The sequence below is a fragment of the Pseudomonas sp. R4-39-08 genome, assembly GCF_003852275.1.
In the GTDB taxonomy this organism is placed as follows: Bacteria; Pseudomonadota; Gammaproteobacteria; order Pseudomonadales; family Pseudomonadaceae; genus Aquipseudomonas.
In genome coordinates this window covers 1,403,419-1,420,399 of sequence record NZ_CP027733.1, presented here as the reverse complement: position 1 = coordinate 1,420,399, position 16,981 = coordinate 1,403,419, and the positions used below count along the sequence as shown (strand labels likewise).

Annotated in this window: 15 protein-coding genes; 11 read left to right on the top strand and 4 right to left on the bottom strand. The window is 61.2% G+C overall.

The features are described 5' to 3' along the window. The first annotated feature begins 191 nt into the window (after positions 1 to 191). From C4J88_RS06300 to pdeM, 10 genes are all read left to right on the top strand, one after another. A complete protein-coding gene (locus C4J88_RS06300) occupies positions 192 to 2,633 on the top strand; it encodes a penicillin acylase family protein (protein WP_124406475.1) in 2,442 nt (813 codons plus the stop codon). A 299-nt stretch (positions 2,634 to 2,932) separates the two neighbouring features. Beyond that, complete coding sequence (locus C4J88_RS06295) at positions 2,933 to 3,937, top strand: ligase-associated DNA damage response exonuclease (protein ID WP_124366136.1); 1,005 nt, start codon at positions 2,933 to 2,935, stop codon at positions 3,935 to 3,937. Next, positions 3,934 to 5,568 carry an ATP-dependent DNA ligase gene (locus C4J88_RS06290; RefSeq protein ID WP_124406474.1) on the top strand — a complete coding sequence of 545 codons (1,635 nt, stop codon included), beginning with the start codon at positions 3,934 to 3,936 and terminating at the stop codon, positions 5,566 to 5,568. The genes C4J88_RS06295 and C4J88_RS06290 overlap by 4 nt, the downstream gene beginning before the upstream one ends. A gap of 310 nt (positions 5,569 to 5,878) precedes the next feature. Then, the gene (locus C4J88_RS06285) at positions 5,879 to 6,658 is read left to right on the top strand and encodes a transporter substrate-binding domain-containing protein (protein ID WP_122683522.1); all 780 of its coding nucleotides are present in this window, start codon (positions 5,879 to 5,881) and stop codon (positions 6,656 to 6,658) included. A gap of 57 nt (positions 6,659 to 6,715) precedes the next feature. Further along, a complete protein-coding gene (locus tag C4J88_RS06280) occupies positions 6,716 to 7,444 on the top strand; it encodes an ABC transporter permease (RefSeq protein ID WP_124361633.1) in 729 nt (242 codons plus the stop codon). After that, a complete protein-coding gene (locus C4J88_RS06275; RefSeq protein WP_124361632.1) occupies positions 7,441 to 8,151 on the top strand; it encodes an ABC transporter permease in 711 nt (236 codons plus the stop codon). Before C4J88_RS06280 ends, C4J88_RS06275 begins: the two co-directional genes overlap by 4 nt. Positions 8,152 to 8,160: 9 nt before the next feature. Beyond that, positions 8,161 to 9,279: a succinylglutamate desuccinylase/aspartoacylase family protein gene (locus C4J88_RS06270; protein WP_124406473.1), complete on the top strand. Its 1,119-nt coding sequence runs from the start codon at positions 8,161 to 8,163 to the stop codon at positions 9,277 to 9,279. A 13-nt stretch (positions 9,280 to 9,292) separates the two neighbouring features. Next, positions 9,293 to 10,057 carry an ABC transporter ATP-binding protein gene (locus tag C4J88_RS06265; protein ID WP_065951958.1) on the top strand — a complete coding sequence of 255 codons (765 nt, stop codon included), beginning with the start codon at positions 9,293 to 9,295 and terminating at the stop codon, positions 10,055 to 10,057. A gap of 57 nt (positions 10,058 to 10,114) precedes the next feature. Then, positions 10,115 to 12,595 carry a ligase-associated DNA damage response DEXH box helicase gene (locus tag C4J88_RS06260; protein ID WP_124406472.1) on the top strand — a complete coding sequence of 827 codons (2,481 nt, stop codon included), beginning with the start codon at positions 10,115 to 10,117 and terminating at the stop codon, positions 12,593 to 12,595. Next, a complete protein-coding gene (gene pdeM / locus C4J88_RS06255; protein WP_124406471.1) occupies positions 12,595 to 13,245 on the top strand; it encodes a ligase-associated DNA damage response endonuclease PdeM in 651 nt (216 codons plus the stop codon). The genes C4J88_RS06260 and pdeM overlap by 1 nt, the downstream gene beginning before the upstream one ends. 21 nt (positions 13,246 to 13,266) lie before the next feature. Here the strand turns inward: pdeM and C4J88_RS06250 are convergent, their stop codons facing one another. Next, positions 13,267 to 13,464: a hypothetical protein gene (locus tag C4J88_RS06250; protein WP_065886112.1), complete on the bottom strand. Its 198-nt coding sequence runs from the start codon at positions 13,462 to 13,464 to the stop codon at positions 13,267 to 13,269. 108 nt (positions 13,465 to 13,572) lie between these two features. After that, positions 13,573 to 14,139, bottom strand: a complete 567-nt coding sequence (gene dcd, locus C4J88_RS06245; RefSeq protein ID WP_048719838.1) for a dCTP deaminase — start codon at positions 14,137 to 14,139, stop codon at positions 13,573 to 13,575. Between the two features lie 387 nt (positions 14,140 to 14,526). Between dcd and C4J88_RS06240 the strand changes: the two genes are divergently transcribed. Further along, positions 14,527 to 14,736, top strand: coding sequence for a cold-shock protein (locus tag C4J88_RS06240; RefSeq protein ID WP_002554837.1), 210 nt, complete (start codon positions 14,527 to 14,529; stop codon positions 14,734 to 14,736). A gap of 238 nt (positions 14,737 to 14,974) precedes the next feature. Here C4J88_RS06240 and rpoS read toward each other — a convergent pair whose 3' ends face one another. Then, positions 14,975 to 15,982 carry an RNA polymerase sigma factor RpoS gene (rpoS, locus tag C4J88_RS06235; RefSeq protein WP_124361628.1) on the bottom strand — a complete coding sequence of 336 codons (1,008 nt, stop codon included), beginning with the start codon at positions 15,980 to 15,982 and terminating at the stop codon, positions 14,975 to 14,977. A gap of 105 nt (positions 15,983 to 16,087) precedes the next feature. Next, entirely contained in the window at positions 16,088 to 16,924 is an 837-nt protein-coding gene (locus C4J88_RS06230) for a peptidoglycan DD-metalloendopeptidase family protein (RefSeq protein ID WP_124406470.1), read from the bottom strand. Positions 16,925 to 16,981 lie beyond the last annotated feature (57 nt).

The window sequence follows — 16,981 nt, the reverse complement described above, 5'->3', positions numbered from 1 at the left end:
GTGGGAGGGGGCTTGCTCCCGATAGCGGTCATCCAGTCGATGCCTATGTCGACTGATACACCGCTATCGGGAGCAAGCCCCCTCCCACATTGGTTTGCGCATAAGCAATTACAAAACTCCCGCTTGCGTCGTTTCGTCGCGCTCACTAACGTAGCGCCTTTAATGACGCTACCCCCCGCAGGAGCTTTGCCATGGCCTCGCCAGCCCTTACACATTTTCTTCCCCGGTTCGGCGTTGCCGCGGCAGTGGCCAGTGCGTTAAGCCTGGCCGGTTGCCAGCTCCAGAGCACCCAGGACACCCTGCCCCCCATGGCCGGCGTACAGCCGATCAAGGGCCTGGCGCAAAACGTGTCGATACGCCGCAACGCCCAGGGCATGCCGCTGATTGAGAGCAACACTTTCCACGACGCGCTGTTCAGCCTCGGCTATGTACACGCCAGCGACCGGATCACCCAAATGGTCACCCTGCGGCTGCTGGCCCAGGGCCGTCTGGCGGAAATGTCCGGCCCTGAGGTACTCGATGTCGACCGTTTCATGCGCGCGGTCAACCTTAAAAAGAGCGCCGGCGAGCTGTACAACGCCTCATCGCCACGGCTCAAGCGGTTCTTTGAAGTCTACGCACGAGGCGTTAACGCCTACCTGTTCCGCTACCGCGACAAGCTGCCGACAGACCTGGCCCAGACCGGCTACAAGCCTGAGTACTGGAAACCGGAAGATTCGGCGCTGCTGTTCTGCCTGCTGAATTTCAGCGAGTCGAGCAACCTGCAGGAAGAAATTTCGTCGCTGGTGCTGGCGCAGAAAGTCGGTGTCGACAAGCTCGCCTGGCTTATCCCAAGCGCGCCGGACGAGGCGATCCCGCTGGCCGAAGCCGATAAGTTCAAGGGCGTGAACCTGAGCCAGATCACCGGCCTCGCCGGGTTGGACACGGTCAGCCAGCAACTCAACAGCCTCAATGCCCTGGGCGTGACCACGTCCAGCAACTGGGCCATCGGACCGCAACGCAGCCGCAGCGGCAAAAGCCTGCTGGCCAACGATCTCGCCGCCCAGCCGCAAGCGCCGTCACCTTGGAGCTATGTGCAGATCCGTGCCCCGAAATATCAGGCGGCCGGCGCGTCGATTGCCGGCCTGCCGACCCTGCTGTCGGGCTTCAACGGCAAGGTCGCGTGGAGCATGAGCGCGGTGAAGGGCGATATCCAGGACCTGTTCCTGGAGAAGGTCAAACGCCAGGGCAGCGCGTTGTACTACGAGAACAACGGAAAATGGCTACCGGCCGATGTGCGTAACGAGACCTTCTTCATCAAAGGTCAACGCTCGGTTCACGACGTGGTGTACGAAACCCGCCACGGCGCCTTGCTCAACAGCAGCCAGGCCCTCACCAGTGGTTATGGCCTGGCCCTGCAAACCGCCGATTTGAAGGACGACAAGAGCCTGGATGCGTTCTTCGACCTGTCCCGCGCGCAAAACGCCGGTAAGGCCTCGGACGCCACCCGCGAAATTCGCGCCATTGCGTTGAACATGATCTTCGCCGACGCCAGCAACATCGGCTGGCAAGTCACCGGCCGCTTCCCCAACCGCCGCGAAGGCGAAGGCCTGCTGCCCTCGCCGGGCTGGGATACGCGCTTTGACTGGGACGGTTACGCCGACGCCATGCTGCATCCCTATGACCAGGACCCGGCGCAAGGCTGGATCGGCACCGCCAACCAGCGCACCGCCCCGCGTGGCTATGGCATGCAGCTGTCCAATTCCTGGGATGCGCCGGAGCGCAGCGAGCGCCTGGCGCAACTGGCCAATGCTGGCAAGCATGACAGCCGCAGTCTGATCGCCATGCAATACGACCAGACCACCCTCTTTGCCGCCAAACTCAAAGGCATGTTCCAGGCGCCGGGCATGGCTCAGCCGCTGAAACAGGCAATCGATGCGCTGCCTGCGGCCGAACAGGCCAAGGCGCGCGAAGCACTGGGCCGCCTGATGGCCTTCGATGGTCGCCTTGCGCCAACGTCCGCCGACGCGGCGCTCTACGAGCTGTTCCTGCAAGAGAGCGCCAGACAGATCTTCTTCGACAAACTCGGTCCGGAACAGAGCGCCAGCTGGAAAGCCTTTGTCAGCAACGCCAGCCTGTCCTACTCAGCCACCGCAGACCATTTGCTGGGCCGTGAAGACAGCCCGCTGTGGGATGACACGCGCACGCCGCACAAAGAAGACAAGCCGGCGATCCTCGCACGCACCCTGGCCGCCACGATCAGCACCGGCGACAGCCTGCTGGGCGCTGATCACAAGGCCTGGCAATGGGGCAAGCTGCACACCACCACCTGGAAAAACACCAGCGGCCAGGTGATCCGTGGCCCGTTGGCCAGTGGTGGCGACCACAACACCCTGAACCCGGCACCGTACCGCTGGGGGCAGGACTTCAATGCGGCCCAGACGTCGGCGTTGCGCATGATTGTCGACTTCGGCCAGCCGGAACCGATGATGGGCCAGGGCGGCACCGGCCAGTCCGGCAACCCGGCCAGCCCCAACTATGCCAACGGCATCGACCCGTCGCTCAAGGCGCAATACCTGAGCGTCCCGATGCAGCCGCAGAATTTTGACAAGGTGTATGGCAAGACCCGGTTGACCCTGACACCCGGCAAGTAACCCGGCGCTCTGATCGTTCCCACGCTCTGCGTGGGAATGCCTTTTGCGACGCTCCGCGTCGCGCGAACCGAGCCGAGTTTCAGCTACCGTGCACAGGTGACGCAGAGCGTCACGGGTTGCATTCCCACGCGGGAGCGTGGGAACGATCCTTGATAGCAGTAGTTCAGTCAATGAATGTGTCGCCTGTCACACCGCTATCGGGAGCAAGCCCCCTCCCACATTTGGACCCATGCATTCAGATAGAACTTCTCTCACCGTCATATCCTCCTAAATGATAAGCCCATCTCCTCGGTCATCCCATGGACCTTGTCATTGCCCGACCCGAAGGCCTCTATTGTCCCGCCGGGGATTTCTACATCGACCCCTGGCGCCCGGTGGAACGCTCCGTCATCACCCATGCCCACGGCGACCATGCCCGCACCGGCAATCAACATTACCTGGCCGCCGCCCCCGGCGAAGGCATCCTGCGTTCGCGCCTGGGCCAGGACATCAACCTGCAAACCCTGGCCTACGGCGAACAGTTGGTGCACCACGGTGTGACCTTGAGTTTTCATCCGGCCGGGCATGTGTTGGGCTCGGCCCAGGTGCGCCTGGAATACCAGGGCGAAGTCTGGGTCGCGTCCGGCGACTACAAGGTCGAGCCCGATGGCACGTGCGCGCCGTTCGAACCGGTGCGCTGCCACACTTTTATTACCGAATCTACCTTTGGCCTGCCGATCTACCGCTGGCAGCCGCAGGCGCAGATTTTTGCCGGCATTAATGACTGGTGGCAGGCCAATATCGCTGCCGGCAAAGCCAGCGTGCTGTTCTGCTATTCCTTCGGCAAGGCCCAGCGCATTCTGCATGGCATCGATGCCAGCATCGGCCCGATCCTCAGCCATGGCGCCGTCGAGCCGTTGAACCGGGTGTACCGCGAAGCCGGGGTCTACATTCCGGAAACGCTATACGCCGGCGACTTCAAAAAAAACGACCCGCTGCTGCGCCAGGCCTTGATCATCGCCCCGCCCTCCACCAGCGGCAGCACCTGGATACGCCGCTTTGGCGATTACAGCGACGCGTTCGCCAGCGGCTGGATGCGCCTACGCGGGACTCGGCGGCGGCGCGGGGTCGACCGTGGCTTTGTGCTGTCGGACCACGCCGATTGGCCCGGACTGTTGTGGGCCATCGAACAGACCGGCGCCGAACGGGTGATGGTCACCCACGGCTCGGTCGGCGTACTGGTGCGCCATCTGCGCGAAAAAGGCCTGGATGCCCAGGGTTTCAGCACCGAATATGGCGATGACGAAGAGGAGGCCAGCGCATGAAAGCCTTCGCCGAGCTGTACGCCAACCTCGACGCGACGACGTCCAGCAACGCCAAGCTCGCGGCGCTGCAAGACTATTTTCAGCAGGCACCGCCGGAGGATGCGGCATGGGCGGTGTACTTCCTCTCCGGCGGGCGGCCGCGGCAACTGGTACCGACCCGTCTGCTGAGGGATATGGCGACACAAGCGGCGAGCATCGAGCCGTGGTTGTTCGAAGAGAGTTACCAATCCGTCGGCGACCTGGCCGAGACGATTTCCCTGCTGCTACCCGAATCGACCTACACCTCCGAAGACGGCCTGGCGGTGTGGCTGGAAGAAAAACTGCTGCCGCTGCGCGGCCTTGCGCCCGCTGAACTGGCCGAACGCCTGCCTGCGCTGTGGGCGCAGCTGGATCAACCGAGCCTGATGGTGTGCATCAAGTTGATCACCGGCAGCTTTCGCGTGGGCGTGTCCAAGCTGCTGGTGACCCGCGCGCTTGCCGCCATGGCCGGGCTCGACAGCAAGCGCGTGGCGCAACGGCTGGTGGGCTACACCGACCTGTCCAATCGCCCTACGGCTGCGGGCTACCTCAAGTTGATCGCTGCCGAATCGTCCGACGAACATGCGCAACGTGGCGGTCAGCCCTATCCGTTTTTTCTCGCCCATGGCTTGGCGCAACCAGTGGAGCAGTTCGATGCCCTGCTCGGCTCCCCCGCCGACTGGCAGGTGGAATGGAAGTTTGATGGCATACGCGCGCAACTGGTCAAGCGTGAGGGGCGCCTGTGGGTGTGGTCGCGCGGCGAAGAGCTGGTGACCGAGCGTTTCCCGGAGCTGCACAGCCTGGTCAGTGGCTTGCCGGATGGCACGGTGATCGACGGTGAGATCGTGGTCTGGAAGGACGCGGTACAACCCTTCGCCCTGCTGCAGCAGCGGATCGGCCGCAAAACCCTGAGTAAAAAAGTGCTGGAAGATGCGCCGGTGGCGGTGCTGGCCTACGACCTGCTGGAGCATCAGGGCGACGACTGGCGCAACCACACCCTGGCTCAACGGCGTGCGCAGCTCGAAAGCGTGATCGCAGCGTGTGACCAACCGGTGTTATTGCCCTCCCCGCTGCTTGAGGGGCCAACCTGGCAAGCGTTGGCCGAGCAGCGCGAAGCCTCCCGCAGCCTGGGTGTGGAAGGCATGATGCTCAAGGACCGCAAAGGCCTCTACGGCGTGGGCCGCACCAAGGATATGGGCCTGTGGTGGAAGTGGAAGGTCGACCCGTTCAGCGTCGACGCGGTGTTGATCTACGCTCAGCGCGGCCATGGCCGGCGCGCCAGCCTGTACAGCGATTACACCTTCGCGGTGTGGGACGGCCCGCCGGGCAGCGAGCGCACCCTGGTGCCGTTCGCCAAGGCGTATTCCGGGCTGACTGACGAAGAAATGCGCAAGGTCGACGCGATCGTGCGCAAAACCACGGTGGAAAAATTCGGCCCGGTCAGCAGCGTTACGCCGAGCATGGTGTTTGAGTTGGGTTTCGAAGGCATCGCCCTGTCCAAGCGGCATAAAAGCGGGATTGCGGTGCGGTTCCCACGGATGTTGCGTTGGCGCCAGGACAAACCGGTGGAGGAAGCCGACAATCTCGCCACGCTGCAGGATCTACTGACCTGACACAAATCAACTGTGGGAGGGGGCTTGCTCCCGATGGCGGTGTGTCAGTCACAGCATTTGTGTCTGATCCACCGCCATCGGGAGCAAGCCCCCTCCCACATTTGGATTTCCGTTCGATCCTAAATGGTGCACTACTCTATCAGTGCCCACTAATGGGCATTTCCTACGCTCAGAAATCCCTCATCCCACCTTTTAAAACGATCATTCGGAACTATGGTGCAGAAATTGCTACTTGGGATCCGTCTGACACCGTTCAGTAACAGTCCTAAATGCGCCACAAGCGCTTATCTTGGTTTCCAGGGAATACATAATGAAAAAAGCATTGCTGACCCTTTCTGCACTGGCTCTGTGCATGGCTGCAGGTGTTGCAACCGCCAAGGAATACAAGGAATTGCGTTTCGGTGTCGATCCCTCCTACGCGCCGTTCGAATCCAAAGCCGCCGACGGCAGCCTGGTGGGCTTCGACATCGACCTGGGCAATGCTATTTGTGCAGAGCTGAAGGTCAAGTGCAAATGGGTTGAAAGCGATTTCGACGGGATGATTCCGGGCCTGAAAGCCAACAAGTTCGACGGTGTGATTTCGTCCATGACCGTGACCCCGGTACGTGAGAAGGCGATCGACTTCTCCAACGAGCTGTTCTCGGGGCCAACCTCGCTGGTGTTCAAGAAAGGCGCCGGGTACTCGACGCCGGAGTCGCTCAAGGGCAAAACCGTGGGCTACGAGCAGGGCACCATCCAGGAAGCCTACGCCAAGGCTGTGCTGGACAAGGCCGGCGTGACCACCAAGGCCTACGCCAACCAGGATCAGGTGTATGCGGACCTGACGTCCGGCCGTCTCGATGCCTCCGTGCAGGATATGCTGCAGGCTGAACTGGGTTTTCTGAAGTCCCCAGCCGGTGCTGGATACGAAGTCAGCGCAGCAATCGATGATCCGCTGCTGCCGTCGAAAACCGCGATCGGTATCAAAAAAGGTAACACTGAGCTCAAGGCTCTTTTGGATAAAGGTATCAAAGCGTTACACGATGATGGCACCTACGCCACTATTCAGAAGAAACACTTTGGCGATCTGAACCTGTACAGCGGCAAATAATGCCTGGGGCGCCCCTTTTTTGAAGGGGCGCTTTTTTATCGCCATAGGTCCTGATTTATGTTCGAAGATCTGTTGCAAACCCTCGGGCTGAGCGCGTTCAGCTTGAAGGGTTTCGGCCCGCTGTTGCTGCAAGGCACCTGGATGACCCTTAAATTGTCGGTGCTGTCCCTGGCCGTCAGCGTGTTGCTGGGCCTGCTCGGCGCCAGCGCGAAACTGTCCAGCCTGCCCTTCCTGCGTATCCCCGCCCAGCTCTACACCACCTTGATTCGCGGCGTACCCGACCTGGTGTTGATGCTGCTGATTTTCTACAGCCTGCAAACCTGGCTGACCGGCCTGACCGACGTTATGGAATGGGAGTACATCGAGATAGACCCATTCAGCGCCGGGGTCATCACCCTGGGCTTTATCTACGGTGCCTATTTCACCGAGACTTTTCGGGGCGCGATTCTCGCCGTGCCCCGTGGCCAGCTGGAAGCCGCCACCGCCTACGGGCTCAAGCGCGGGCAACGGTTTCGCTACGTGACCTTCCCGCAGATGATGCGCTTTGCCCTGCCGGGCATCGGCAATAACTGGATGGTGATGCTCAAGGCCACCGCCCTGGTGTCGATCATCGGCCTGGCCGACCTGGTGAAAGCCGCCCAGGATGCCGGCAAGAGCACCTACCAACTGTTCTACTTCCTGGTGCTCGCCGCGCTGATCTACCTGTTGATCACCAGCGCGTCCAACTTCGTCCTGCGTCGTCTTGAACGGCGCTACTCCGCAGGCTCACGGGAGGCCGTGCGATGATCGAGCTTTTGCAGGAATACTGGCGCCCCTTCCTTTATAGCGACGGCCAGCACATCACCGGCCTGGCCATGACTATGTGGCTGCTCAGCGCGGCACTGGTGATCGGATTTGTGGTGTCGATTCCACTGTCCATCGCCCGTGTATCGCGCCGGCGCCTGGTGCGCTGGCCGGTGCAGTTCTACACCTACCTGTTTCGCGGCACGCCGCTCTATATCCAGTTGCTGATTTGCTACACCGGCATCTACAGCATCGCCGCCGTGCGTGCGCAACCGGTGCTCGATGCGTTCTTTCGCGATGCGATGAACTGCACGATCCTGGCCTTCGCCCTCAACACCTGCGCCTACACCACGGAAATTTTCGCCGGGGCGATCCGCAGCATGGCCCACGGCGAAGTCGAAGCGGCCAAGGCCTACGGGCTGAGCGGTTGGAAATTGTATGCCTATGTGATCATGCCGTCGGCGCTGCGCCGTTCGTTGCCTTACTACAGCAACGAGGTGATCCTGATGCTGCATTCGACCACCGTGGCGTTCACCGCCACCATCCCGGACATCCTCAAAGTCGCCAGGGACGCCAACTCGGCCACCTTCATGACCTTTCAATCGTTCGGCATCGCCGCCCTGATCTACCTGGCCGTGACCTTCGCCCTGGTCGGCCTGTTCCGATTGGCCGAACGCCGCTGGCTGGCCTTCCTCGGGCCGAGCCATTAAGGAGCTTTCATGCGTCATCAGCAACATGACCTGATTGCGCCGGTGCCTGGCACGGCGCGGCAGATTCACAGTTTCCATTTCGGCCCGGAACAGGCCGACCGCAAGATTTACATCCAATCGTCCCTGCATGCCGATGAACTGCCGGGCATGCTGGTGGCCTGGCACCTGAAGGCGCAGCTGGCGCAGTTGGAGGCTGCCGGGCGCATGCGCAGCGAAATCGTCGTGGTGCCGGTCGCCAATCCGGTGGGGCTGGAACAGGTGCTGATGGACATCCCCCTGGGCCGCTACGAGCTGGAAAGCGGGCAGAACTTCAATCGCCTGTTCGTCGACCTCAGCGACGCGGTCGGCGATCAGGTTGAAAACTCGCTGAGCGATGATCCCCAGCACAACGCCCGATTGATCCGCACCGCGTTATCCGACGCCCTCGCCGCGCAAACCGCGTCGACGCAATTGCAATCCCAGCGCCTGGTGCTGCAACGCCTGGCGTGCGATGCCGACATGGTGCTGGACCTGCATTGCGATTTCGAAGCGGTGGCGCACCTTTACACCACGCCCGAGGCCTGGCCGCAGGTGGAGCCGTTGGCGCGTTACCTGGGATCGGAGGCCAACCTGCTGGCCACCGACTCCGGCGGGCAGTCCTTTGATGAGTGTTTCACACTGGTGTGGTGGCAGTTGCGGCAACGCTTCGGCGCGCGCTTCCCCATCCCCCTGGGCAGTTTTTCCGTGACCGTCGAGTTGCGCGGCCAAGGCGACGTCAACCACGGCCTCGCGACCTTGGACTGCCAGGCGATCATCGATTACCTGATTCACTTCGGTGCGATTGAAGGCGACACGACGCCCCTGCCCGCGCTGCCCTACCCGGCCACGCCATTGGCGGGTGTGGAGCCGGTGACCACACCCGTGGGCGGCTTGCTGGTGTTCAGCGCCTTGCCAGGCGAATACCTGGAAGCCGGGCAACGGGTCGCCGAAATCATCGACCCCATCACTGACCGCGTAACGCCCGTGCACTGCCAGCATGCCGGCCTGCTTTACGCCCGTTCGCTACGCCGCATGGCCACTGCCGGGATGGTGATCAGCCATGTCGCCGGCACTGAGGCCTACCGCAGCGGCTACTTACTTTCGCCTTGAGGATGCACGCCCCATGTACAAATTGACCGTTGAAGGCCTGCATAAAAGCTATGGCGACAATGAGGTGCTCAAAGGTGTCTCGCTCAAGGCCAGGACCGGTGACGTGATCAGCCTGATCGGCGCCAGCGGCTCGGGCAAGAGCACCTTCCTGCGCTGCATCAACTTCCTGGAAACGCCCAACGACGGCGCCATGACCCTGGACGGACAAACCATCCGCATGGTCAGCGACCGCCACGGCATGCGCGTGGCCGACGATGCCGAGTTGCAGCGCTTGCGCACGCGACTGGCGATGGTCTTTCAGCACTTCAACCTGTGGAGCCACATGAGCGTGCTGGAAAACATCACCATGGCCCCGCGCCGGGTGCTGGGGTGCAGCAAGAAAGACGCCGAAGACCGCGCCCGGCGCTACCTGGACAAAGTCGGCCTGCCCGCGCGGGTGGCCGATCAATACCCGGCATTCCTGTCCGGCGGCCAGCAGCAACGGGTAGCGATTGCCCGCGCGTTGGCGATGGAGCCCGAGGTGATGCTGTTCGACGAACCCACCTCGGCATTGGACCCGGAGTTGGTCGGTGAAGTATTGAAGGTCATCCAGGGTCTGGCCGAAGAAGGCCGCACCATGATCATGGTGACCCACGAAATGAGCTTTGCGCGCAAGGTTTCCAGCCAGGTGCTGTTCCTGCACCAAGGTCGGGTGGAAGAGCAAGGTGCGCCGGCGGACGTGCTGGGCAATCCGAAAAGCGAGCGCCTGCAGCAGTTTTTGAGCGGCAACTTGAAGTAAACCTTTGTGACGCCTGGAGGGTCTGTGCAATAGAGCCTCCAGAGCGTCAGCTGCCGCATGGCAAAACCCGTCGACTTTGCAAAACAATGGTTTGCCACCCGTGGCTGGCGTGCGTTCGCATTCCAGAAAGAAGTGTGGAAGGCCGTCAAGGACGGTCAATCCGGCTTGCTGCATGCGAGTACCGGCGCGGGTAAAACCTACGCGCTGTGGTTCGCTGCCCTCAATCGTTTCGCCATCACGCGCCCGCCCGCTACCGGCAAGCGCAAGGCGCCGGCCGAACCACTGACCGTATTGTGGATCACACCGATGCGCGCCTTGGCCGCCGACACCGCACGCGCGCTTGAGGCGCCGCTGGCGGCCTTGCAGATCCCCTGGAGCGTTGGCCTGCGCACGGGCGACACTAGCAGCGGCGAACGCGCCCGCCAGACCCGCCGCCAGCCCACTGCGCTGATCACCACCCCGGAAAGCCTGACGCTAATGCTTGCGCGCGCCGACAGTGAGGTCAGCCTGGCGCATCTGCGCATGGTGGTGGTAGACGAATGGCATGAACTGATCGGCAATAAGCGCGGTGTGCAACTGCAACTGGCGTTGGCACGGCTGCGACGCTGGCATCCCGACTTGCTGGTCTGGGGCATTTCCGCGACCTTGGGTAATCAGGCTCACGCGCTGGAGGTATTGGTCCCACAGGGTGGCGGAGTCAATGTGCAGGGGCAATCGCCCAAACAGTTGCTGGTTGACACACTGCTGCCGCCCATCGCCGAACGCTTTCCCTGGGCCGGCCATATCGGTTTGAAAATGCTCCCGCAAGTGGTGGCCGAAGTGGACGCCAGCAGCAGTTGCCTGGTGTTCACCAATACCCGGGCGCAGTCGGAAATCTGGTACCAGGCGCTGCTGGAGGCCAGGCCGGAGTGGGCCGGCCTGATTGCGTTGCATCACGGTTCGCTGTCGCGCGAGACCCGGGACTGGGTGGAACGTGCGCTCAAAGACGGCCAACTCAAGGCGGTGGTGTGCACCTCCAGCCTGGACCTGGGCGTGGATTTTCTACCGGTGGAGCGGGTGCTGCAGATTGGCTCGGCCAAAGGTGTGGCGCGCCTGATGCAACGCGCCGGCCGCTCGGGGCATGCACCGGGGCGGCCATCACGGGTGACCCTGGTACCGACCCACAGCCTGGAGCTGGTGGAAGCCGCCGCCGCAAAGGATGCGATTGCCCAGCGCGGCATCGAAGCCCGCGAATCGCCCCACAAACCCTTGGATGTGCTGGTGCAACATCTGGTCAGCATGGCCCTGGGCGGCGGGTTTGTTCCCGATGCGCTGCTGGCGGAGGTCCGCGGTGCCTGGGCCTACCGCGATCTTACCGACGCCGATTGGACCTGGGCCCTGGCCTTTGTGCGCCATGGCGGGCTGTCGCTCACCGCTTATCCGGATTACCGCCGCGTAGAGCCCGACGAACAGGGCATCTGGCGCGTTCCCGATGCGCGACTGGCGCGCCGCCATCGCATGAGCGTGGGCACTATTGTCAGCGATGCGAGTATGCACCTGAAGTACTGGAGCAAGGGCGGTGGCGGCAAAAACCTCGGCAGTGTCGAGGAAGGTTTTATTGCGCGACTCAAGCCGGGCGACGGCTTTCTGTTCGCCGGACGCCTGCTGGAGTTGGTGCGCGTGGAAAACATGACCGCGTACGTGCGCCGCAGCACCGCGAAAAAAGCCGCCGTGCCGCGCTGGAATGGCGGGCGCATGCCGCTTTCCAACGAGCTGGCGCAGGCAGTGATCGAGCGCTTCGACGCGGCGGCACAGGGGCGCTTCGACGGCCCGGAGATGCAGGCGGTGCAGCCATTGCTGCTGACACAACTGCGTTGGTCCGGCCTGCCGACCCGTGATCACTTGCTGGCGGAGTTTCTCAAGTCGCGCGAAGGCTGGCACCTGTTTCTCTACCCCTTCGCCGGGCGTCAGGTGCATCTGGGGCTGGCGAGTCTGCTGGCGTGGCGCGTCAGCCGGCAGCAACCCGTGACCTTTTCCATTGCGGTCAATGATTATGGGTTGGAATTGCTGAGCGCCACCGAGGTGCACTGGCCCCAGTTGTTGACCGAGGCGCTGCTCAGCCCAGAGGATTTGCTCACGGACGTGGCAGCCAGCCTCAACGCCGGTGAACTGGCGTTGCGGCGCTTTCGCGAAATCGCACGCATCGCCGGGCTGGTGTTCGCCGGTTACCCCGGCGCGCCGAAAAGCACCCGGCAGGTGCAGGCCTCCAGCGGCCTGTTCTTCGAAGTGTTCAAACAATATGATCCGCACAACCTGCTGCTGACCCAGGCAGGGGAAGAAGTCCTGCGCAACGAACTGGACATTCAGCGCCTGGAAGAGACCTTGCTTCGCTTGTCGGCGCTGCAGCTGGACCTGCATATGATCCAGCGGCCAACCCCCCTGGCCTTTCCGCTGCTGGTGGAGCGGATGCGCGAAAGCCTGAGTTCGGAAAAACTCTCGGAGCGCATTGCGCGGATGGTCAAGGACCTGGAAAAAGTCGCGGACAGAGGGAACGCTTGATGGTGTGTTCGGTAACGCTTGAGGGTGAGCAATTGTGGCTGCTGGCGGACAAGGCGGTGTACTGGCCGGCGTGCCAATACCTGCTGATCGCCGACGCTCACTTCGGCAAGGCCTCGGCCTACCGCAGCCTCGGGCAACCGGTGCCCCAGGGCACTACCAGCGAAAACCTGCAGCGCCTGGATCGGTTGCTGGCGGCCTATGCCTGCGCTCGGGTGATCTTCCTCGGAGATTTCCTCCACGGCCCAGGCTCCCACGCCAGCGGCACCCTGGGCGCGCTCCGGGCCTGGCGAGCGCGCCACGCTGAGTTGCCGATTACGCTGATTCGCGGCAATCACGATCAACGCGCAGGCGACCCGCCTGCCGACCTGAACATTGAAGTGGTACCCGAACCGCTTTTGATAGGGCCATTCGCTCTACAACACGAACCGCACGCCCACGCCAGCCATCACGTGCTGGCGGGACATGTCCATCCGGTGTACCGCTTGCGCGGCAAGGGCCGGCAAAGCCTGCGCCTGCCGTGCTTCCAGATTGGCAAACGCGTCAGCCTGCTGCCGGCGTTTGGCGCCTTTACAGGCGGTTACGCAGTGGAGCTGGACGACGAGCGCCGAATCTTTGTGATCGGCGATCATGAGGTCTGGCCGGTTCAGTGACGCAAAGGCGTGCGTGCAGGGTCAGGCGACAGGTGCGGGAGGCGGCTCATCCGGCAAGGTGGGCTCACCCGGCTCGGTAGGCTGCGGATAGTCCGGTTCAGGTTGGCCGGGAATGCCGCCCGCATAAGCAGGGTCGGCCATCAAGGACCAGGCCAGAACACCAATCTGGTTGGGTTCAAGCCGGGCAAGTTCTGCGCTGATTCGCGGGTTGATCTTCATAGGGCACTCCTCAAGCGTGGCCCGACGCGTTTTACACGCGCCGAGGCAGTACACCTAGATAGAGTCAATTTCCGCAGACTAATTCCCTTTACTCGTAGGAGCTTTCGATCAAGCGCGTGGGAGCGTGACGCCACGCTGGCCCTGATACTTGCCGGCACGGTCCTTATAGGACACTTCGCACGCCTCGTCGGACTGCAGGAACAGCATTTGCGCCACGCCTTCGTTGGCGTAGATTTTCGCTGGCAAGGTGGTGGTGTTGGAGAACTCCAGGGTCACATGGCCTTCCCACTCGGGTTCCAGCGGGGTCACGTTGACGATGATGCCGCAACGGGCGTAGGTGCTTTTACCCAGGCAGATGGTCAATACGTCACGCGGGATACGGAAGAACTCCACGGTGCGGGCCAGGGCGAAGGAGTTTGGCGGGATGATGCAAACATCGCTCTTGACGTCGACGAAGCTTTTTTCGTCGAAGTTCTTCGGATCGACGATCGCCGAGTTGATATTGGTGAACACCTTGAATTCATCGGCGCAGCGCACATCGTAGCCATAGCTGGAGACTCCGTACGAAATCACGCGCGCGTCGCCTTCACCACGGATCTGGCGCTCGACGAACGGTTCGATCATGCCGTGTTCCTGCGCCATGCGGCGAATCCACTTGTCCGATTTGATGCTCATGGCGGTGTCCTGAATGCGAGGTGAAAAAATTCTGTGGGGCATCTTACCGGGGCCGGCTGTGGGGTTCAAAGGGCGCAGGACTTTTAATGACGAATGCACCGGCCTCCATTACCCGCAGCCAACGGGGCCGGGGCTCTTGGCGCGACTTTCGGGGACAATAAATACCACCGCCAGTCACGAAAATAGAGAAACCTTCGGAAATACCATTGGCACGTTCCGGAAAAAGGGTTAAGGTGGCGTCACTGTGTTGCTTGTGTCACTGAGAATCTCTACACGATATGTTGAATTTCGATCCAACCATCTCCAAGAATTTTTCCTGCTCTTTGCACTCAGTCTCGGCCAGGGCTTTTCCTGAGTCGCAGTTAACTTTGTTCAAGGAGTTACACCATGTCTAATCGCCAAACTGGTACCGTTAAGTGGTTCAACGATGAAAAAGGCTTCGGCTTCATCACTCCACAATCCGGTGACGACCTGTTCGTTCACTTCAAAGCTATCCAATCCGACGGCTTCAAAAGCCTGAAAGAAGGCCAACAGGTTTCTTTCATCGCTACCCGCGGTCAGAAAGGCATGCAAGCTGAAGAAGTTCAAGTTATCTAACTTGTACTGACTTAGTCGAAAAGACCCCGCCCTTAAAAGCGGGGTTTTTTTATGCCGATCGTTCCCACGCTCTGCGTGGAAATGACTCTTGTGACGCTCTGCGTTACGCCATGGGACGCAGAGCGTCCTGGTGCTGCATTCCCACGCGGAGCGTGGGAATGATCAGCAAACGATGGGCATAAAAAATGTGGGAGGGGGCTTATACCCCGTCCCACATTCGGCATTCAAGCAGCGTTGTTTATTGAAACAACGACTCACTCGACAAGCCGTTCTTCTCGAGGATCTCGCGCAAGCGCTTGAGCCCCTCTACTTGAATCTGCCGAACCCGCTCACGGGTCAGGCCGATCTCCAGGCCTACGTCCTCCAGGGTGCTGCTCTCATGGCCGCGCAGGCCGAAGCGGCGGATCACCACCTCGCGCTGCTTATCGGTGAGTTCCGACAACCACTGGTCGATGCTTTGGGACAGATCATCATCCTGCAACAGCTCGCACGGATCTGTCGGGCGATCATCTGTCAGGGTGTCCAGCAGGGTTTTATCCGAATCCGGACCCAGCGAGACATCGACCGAAGACACCCGCTCATTCAGGCCGAGCATGCGCTTGACCTCCCCTACCGGTTTTTCCAGCAGGTTGGCGATTTCTTCGGGCGAAGGTTCATGATCGAGTTTTTGTGTCAGCTCACGCGCTGCCCGCAGGTACACGTTGAGCTCCTTGACCACATGGATCGGCAACCGGATCGTACGGGTCTGATTCATGATCGCCCGTTCGATGGTCTGGCGAATCCACCAGGTGGCATAAGTCGAGAAGCGAAAGCCCCGCTCAGGGTCGAACTTCTCCACCGCCCGGATCAAGCCCAGGTTGCCTTCCTCGATCAAGTCCAGCAGCGACAATCCGCGATTGACGTAGCGTCGGGCGATTTTAACCACCAGGCGCAGGTTGCTTTCAATCATGCGTTTGCGCCCAGCCGGATCGCCCTTCTGCGACAGACGCGCAAAATGGACTTCTTCTTCGGGGGTGAGCAGAGGGGAAAAGCCGATTTCATTGAGGTACAACTGGGTCGCGTCGAGCGCCCGCGTGTAATCAATGTACTTGTGTTGCTTTAACGCGGAGGAGTTTTTGGATTTGGTGCGAACTGAGGGTGGTGATGCCCCCTCATTATCTGACATCGGTTCCGTAGCGATACCGGTCTCCATAAGGAGAACCTCATCGTCGATGTCAAACTCCGGCGCTTCTTTACTGAGAGCCATTGTTATAGTCCTTTGGTGAGTTCGACCTCAAGCTCAAGCGACGCCTTTATCCTTGGCAACGCTGGAGCCTGTTCCTTCTACGTGAGGGAACAGGCTGGCAACACATCAACGACGGGGTAGGAATTGCAGTGGGTCTACAGGTTTCCCCTGGCGGCGAATCTCAAAGTGCAGTTTCACCCGGTCTGTACCCGTTGAACCCATTTCGGCAATTGTCTGTCCGACCCTGACCTGCTGCCCCTCCCGAACCAACAACCTGCGGTTATGACCGTAGGCACTGACGTAGGTATCGCTGTGTTTGATGATGACCAGCTCGCCGTAGCCCCGTAGACCACTCCCGGCGTACACCACTGTCCCATCAGACGCAGCCAAAACAGGCTGTCCCAAATCCCCGGCGATATCAATGCCTTTATTCAAACTGCCGTTTGAAGAGAATTTTCCAATTAATACGCCGTTTGAAGGCCATCCCCAACCGGTCGGCGCGGGCCCTGCAGGTGGCAACGGCGCGGGTGCCGGCTTGCTCGCCACCGAAGGTGCGGCGGTACCTGCAGGCCTGGTGATAACCGTGGTTTTGCTCGAAGAAGAAGCCGAAGATCCCGACTTTGTCACAACTGCCGTGGGCGCCGAACCGGCGCGGCCATCGAAGCGAATCGTCTGCCCCGGATGAATCGTATAAGGCACGGGAATGTTGTTACGAGCTGCGAGCGCCTTGTAATCCCAACCATAACGGAAGGCGATCGAGAACAGCGTATCGCCCTTGCGCACGACGTATTGGCCGGTGGTCACCGTCGGCTTCTGCGGTGCCGCATTGGTGCGGTCAACTACCCGCGCACCGCCGGATGGCGTGCTCGAGCAGGCTGCCAGTAAGGAACTCAAGACAAGGCCAAGCACCAGTCGCTGAAAGCTTGTTTTACTCATTCGCTGCGCAGGACCTGTGAGACTCACCCGCCGCTCCCTTTGTGGTGGCTGAACGTTAACGCCTGTATCAGGCTTGAAAGATGA

Excerpts from the sequence above, each read along its gene's own strand:
- C4J88_RS06285 (WP_122683522.1), top strand. The coding sequence starts at position 5,879 with ATGAAAAAAGCATTGCTGACCCTTTCTGCACTGGCTCTGTGCATGGCT.
- C4J88_RS06270 (WP_124406473.1), top strand. The coding sequence starts at position 8,161 with ATGCGTCATCAGCAACATGACCTGATTGCGCCGGTGCCTGGCACGGCG.
- C4J88_RS06265 (WP_065951958.1), top strand. The coding sequence starts at position 9,293 with ATGTACAAATTGACCGTTGAAGGCCTGCATAAAAGCTATGGCGACAAT.
- C4J88_RS06275 (WP_124361632.1), top strand. The coding sequence starts at position 7,441 with ATGATCGAGCTTTTGCAGGAATACTGGCGCCCCTTCCTTTATAGCGAC.
- C4J88_RS06250 (WP_065886112.1), bottom strand. The coding sequence starts at position 13,464 with ATGAAGATCAACCCGCGAATCAGCGCAGAACTTGCCCGGCTTGAACCC.
- C4J88_RS06280 (WP_124361633.1), top strand. The coding sequence starts at position 6,716 with ATGTTCGAAGATCTGTTGCAAACCCTCGGGCTGAGCGCGTTCAGCTTG.
- C4J88_RS06240 (WP_002554837.1), top strand. The coding sequence starts at position 14,527 with ATGTCTAATCGCCAAACTGGTACCGTTAAGTGGTTCAACGATGAAAAA.
- rpoS (WP_124361628.1), bottom strand. The coding sequence starts at position 15,982 with ATGGCTCTCAGTAAAGAAGCGCCGGAGTTTGACATCGACGATGAGGTT.
- C4J88_RS06290 (WP_124406474.1), top strand. The coding sequence starts at position 3,934 with ATGAAAGCCTTCGCCGAGCTGTACGCCAACCTCGACGCGACGACGTCC.
- C4J88_RS06300 (WP_124406475.1), top strand. The coding sequence starts at position 192 with ATGGCCTCGCCAGCCCTTACACATTTTCTTCCCCGGTTCGGCGTTGCC.
- pdeM (WP_124406471.1), top strand. The coding sequence starts at position 12,595 with ATGGTGTGTTCGGTAACGCTTGAGGGTGAGCAATTGTGGCTGCTGGCG.
- dcd (WP_048719838.1), bottom strand. The coding sequence starts at position 14,139 with ATGAGCATCAAATCGGACAAGTGGATTCGCCGCATGGCGCAGGAACAC.
- C4J88_RS06260 (WP_124406472.1), top strand. The coding sequence starts at position 10,115 with ATGGCAAAACCCGTCGACTTTGCAAAACAATGGTTTGCCACCCGTGGC.
- C4J88_RS06295 (WP_124366136.1), top strand. The coding sequence starts at position 2,933 with ATGGACCTTGTCATTGCCCGACCCGAAGGCCTCTATTGTCCCGCCGGG.